Here is a 4,334-nt window from a genome sequence, read left to right as displayed (position 1 = left end):
CGACGCTCAGGTCACGGTCGGGCGCGCCCGCTCCGATGGCTTCCCGGCTGCTTGCCCGCCACAGGTTCGGTTCTTGTCCCGAGGTCATGCCACGCTCTCCTTCGTGCCGCGCGAACCCGCCCGCAGCGCGACTCGCACGAGGGGCAGGTTCGTCCTTCTAGCTCTTGATATAACGTGCGTTTCCGCGCAGGAAGGGGAAAGCCGCGAAGGGCCCGTGCGTCACGTTGGCGGGTCCGGCAGACGCCGTGAAAAGCGGCGGCGCGGCGCTGCGGCAAACCGGCGCTGGCCACCGCCGCAGGTTGTTCTAAACTGCCCCGTATAGTTTCCGAGTCCCGCCCACCGTCAGGAGATCGCCCGTGCCCCTCAGCCCCCGTCCGCTGCTCTTCGCCCTTGCCCTTATCGCCGCTGCGGGGCCTGTGCTGGCGCAATCCCGGTTCGAGACGCTGCTGGCCCGGTTCGGCGGTCAGGACCGCTACGAGGGCATCGCCAGCTCCAACGGCAGGATCGAGGCGCAAAGCGTTGACATTGCGACGAAATATGCCGGGCGCGTGACCGAAATCATGGCCGAGGAGGGCGAGATTGTAGACGCGGGCACGGTGCTTGCCCAGCTCGACGACCGCGAGGCGCGCGCCCAGCTTCTGGCGGCGCAGGCGACGGTGCAGCAGGCGCAGGCGAGCAAGCAGATGGCCGAGGCCAACGTCATGCAGGCGCAGAGCGCGCGCGACGTGGCCAAGACCAGTTTCGATCGGGTCGAGCGGCTCCACACCGACGGCCACGCCAGCCAGAGCGCGCTCGACGACGCCACCAATTCGCTCAACAGCGCCCGCGCGTCGCTGGCCTCGGCCGAAGCGCAGGTGGCCAATTCCGACGCCACCATTGCCGCCGCCGAGGCCGACGTGGAGCGGCTGAAGATCGCGCTCGACGACATGACCATCCGCGCGCCGATCCGGGGCCGCATCCTCTACCGCCTGCGCGAGCCGGGCGAGGTGCTGGCGGCGGGCTCGGCGGTGTTCACGCTGCTCGATCTCACCAACGTCTACATGAACATCTACCTGCCCGCGCCGGTGGTCGGACTGCTGTCCACCAACGACGAGGCGCGCATGGTGCTCGACCCGATCTCGGACTACGTGGTGCCCGCGCGGGTGAGCTTCATCTCGCCGCAGGCGCAGTTCACCCCCAAGAGCGTCGAGACCGAGAAAGAACGCGAGGAACTGGTGTTCCGCGTCAAGCTAACGGTGCCGCGCGACCTGCTCGCGCAGTTCGAGAACATGGTGAAATCCGGCGTCCGGGGCATCGGCTTCGTGCGCTCGGACCCCGGCGCCGAGTGGCCGGCGGATCTTGCGGTGAACGTGCCCGAATAGGCGGAGCGGATCATGGATTTCGCCGCTGAACTCGAGGGTGTGCGCCATCGCCACGGCAAGGTGACGGCGCTGGACGACGTGGCGCTGCGCGTGCCGGCGGGCGTCATGGCCGGGCTTATCGGCCCCGACGGCGTGGGCAAGTCGACGCTGCTGGGGCTGGTCTCGGGGGTGCGGCGCCTGCAGGAGGGCCGGGTGCGCGCCATCGGCGAGGACATGGCCGACGCACGCGCGCGGGCCCGGGTGGCGCCGCGCATCGCCTACATGCCGCAGGGGCTGGGGCGGAACCTGTCGCCGACGCTCTCGGTGCGCGAGAACCTCGATTTCTTCGGGCGGCTCTTCGGCCAGCCCGCGGCCGAGCGCGACGCCCGCATCGCCATGTTGCTCGAGGCGACGGGGCTCGCGCCGTTTCCCGACCGTCCGGCGGGCAAGCTCTCGGGCGGGATGAAGCAGAAGCTGAGCCTGTGTTCGGCGCTGATCCACGATCCCGACCTGCTGATCCTCGACGAGCCCACCACCGGGGTCGACCCGCTCTCGCGGCGGCAGTTCTGGGACCTGATCGACCGCATCCGTGGCCACATGCCGGGCATGTCGGTGCTGGTCGCCACCGCCTACATGGAGGAGGCCGAGCGCTTCGACTGGCTCGCGGCGATGGACGCGGGGCGGGTCATCGCCACCGGCTCGCCCGGCGAGCTGCGGGCCCCGGGCGGGGCCGAGCCGCTCGAGGCCGCTTTCATCAACCTGCTGCCCGGCGGCGGCGACCACGCTCCGGTGGTCCTGCCGCCGCGCCCCGAACGTGACGGCGCGGTGCCCGCGATCGAGGCCGAGGGGCTCACCAAGCGCTTCGGTGACTTCACCGCCGTCGACCACGTGAGCTTCACCATCCCCGAGGGCGAGATCTTCGGCTTCCTCGGCTCGAACGGTTGCGGCAAGTCGACCACCATGAAGATGATGACCGGGCTGCTGGACCCGACCGAGGGGCACACGCGGCTCTTCGGGCAGGAGCTTGCGGCCTCGGACATGCAGAGCCGTCTGCGCATCGGTTACATGTCGCAGACCTTCTCGCTCTACACCGAGCTCAGCGTGCGCCAGAACCTGATGCTGCACGCGGAACTCTACGGTCTGCCGGCCGACAGGCGGCAGGCGCGGGTGGAGGCGGTGCTCGACGCCTATGACCTGCGCGCCGAGGCGGATGCCATGCCCGACGGGTTGCCGCTGGGGCAGAAGCAGCGGCTGCAACTGGCGGTGGCGGTGATCCACGAGCCGCGCATCCTGATCCTCGATGAGCCGACTTCGGGCGTCGATCCGCTGGCGCGGGACGATTTCTGGCGCACCCTGATCCGGCTGTCGCGGGAAGACGGCGTGACGATCTTCATCACCACCCATTTCATGAACGAGGCCGAGCGCTGCGATCGCATCTCGCTGATGCACGCGGGCCGGGTGCTCGAGATGGGCGCGCCGGCCGAGATCGTGGCCCGGCGCGGGGCCGAGACGCTCGAGGGCGCCTTCATCGATGCGCTCGAGGACGAGATGGGGCGGGAAGAGGGCGCGGTCGATGCGCCGGTCTACGACGCCGATCCGGCACCGCGCGGGCCTCTGCGGCAGGCGGCGCAACGGCTCTGGGCCTATACCTGGCGCGAGACGCTGGAGCTGCGGCGCGACCCGATCCGGCTGTTCTTCGCGCTCGCGGGCCCGATCCTGCTGCTCTTGACCATGGGCTACGGCATCTCCTTCGACGTGGACGAACTGAACTTCGCCGTCAACGACCAGGACCGCACGCCCGAGAGCCGGGCGCTGGTCGAGGCCTTCACTTCGATCCCGCAATTCGCCGGGACCCCCGATTTCGCAACGCTCGACGAGCTCGATGCCCGCATGGGCCGCGGCGACCTCGCGCTGGCGCTCGAGATCCCCGACGGCTTCGGCCGGGACCTGCACCGGGGCGACACGCCCGAGATCTCGCTCTGGATCGACGGCGCCATGCCGTTCCGGGCCGAGACCGCGCGCGGCTATGCCATGGGGCTGCTCAAGGCCTACGAGACTCAGGTCGCAACCGAGGCCGGGTCCGCCAGCACCGGCCTCGTGGACATCGAGACCCGCTACCGCTTCAACCAGGCCTTCGAGAGCGCCAATGCCATGGTGCCCTCGCTGGTCATGCTGATCCTGATGCTCATCCCGGCGATCATGTCGGCGGTGAGCGTGGTGCGCGAGAAGGAGACCGGCACCATCGCCAACTTCCGCTCGACCCCGGTGAGCCGGCCCGAGTTCCTCGTGGGCAAGCAGATCCCCTACGTGGTGACCGCCTGGGCGAGTTTCTGGGTGATGGTCGCCATGGGGCACTGGCTCTTCGGGGTGCCGTTCAGCGGCAGCGTGCTGGCGCTGGGGGCGGTGGCGGCGCTCTATGTCATCGCCTCGACCGGCTTCGGGCAGCTGGTGTCGACCTTCGTGCAGACGCAGGTCTCGGCGGTGTTTGCCACCGCGGTCATCACCATCATCCCGACGGTGAACTTCTCGGGCCTCATCGTGCCGGTTTCGACCATGGCCGAGGGCGGGCGGCTCTTCGGGCAGGCCTTTCCCGGCGCGTGGTTCCAGCCGGTCACCGTGGGCGCCTTCGTCAAGGGCTTCGGCTGGTCCGAGGTCTGGTTCAACGCGCTGATGCTGGCGGGGTTCGGGGTGCTCTACCTGCTGATCTCGTCGCTTGCCCTGCGCAAGCAGGAGGCCTGAGCCATGCGCGCGATCTACAACACGCTGAGGCTCACGATGAAGGAGCTGCGCGCGATCCGCCGCGACCGGGTGATGATCGTGCTGATGATCTACGTCTTCACGGTGGCGATCTGGATGGTGACGAGCGCGGCCTCGACCGAGGTGCGCGACCTCTCGGTGGCGGTGGTGGACGAGGACCACTCGCCGCTCTCGGGGCGGCTGATCGATGAGACCCGCCCGCCGCTCTTCGCCGCGCCCGACCTGCTGGTCCCGTCC

At 69.5% G+C, this 4,334-nt stretch carries 2 protein-coding genes and 1 pseudogene; all 3 read left to right on the top strand.

All coding sequences use genetic code 11. The features are described from left to right. The first annotated feature begins 356 nt into the window (after positions 1–356). Complete coding sequence (locus HC022_RS20105) at positions 357–1,361, top strand: HlyD family secretion protein (RefSeq protein WP_368484707.1); 1,005 nt, start codon at positions 357–359, stop codon at positions 1,359–1,361. A gap of 12 nt (positions 1,362–1,373) precedes the next feature. Continuing rightward, on the top strand, positions 1,374–4,079 hold the full coding sequence (gene rbbA / locus HC022_RS20100) for a ribosome-associated ATPase/putative transporter RbbA (protein WP_167453601.1): 2,706 nt from the start codon (positions 1,374–1,376) through the stop codon (positions 4,077–4,079). Between the two features lie 3 nt (positions 4,080–4,082). After that, positions 4,083–4,334, top strand: a pseudogene (locus HC022_RS20095) (ABC transporter permease); the annotation flags it as partial.

The organism is Salipiger sp. HF18, from assembly GCF_011806505.1.
GTDB lineage: Bacteria > Pseudomonadota > Alphaproteobacteria > Rhodobacterales > Rhodobacteraceae > Salipiger > Salipiger thiooxidans.
This window is presented reverse-complemented; position numbering and strand designations above follow the sequence as displayed.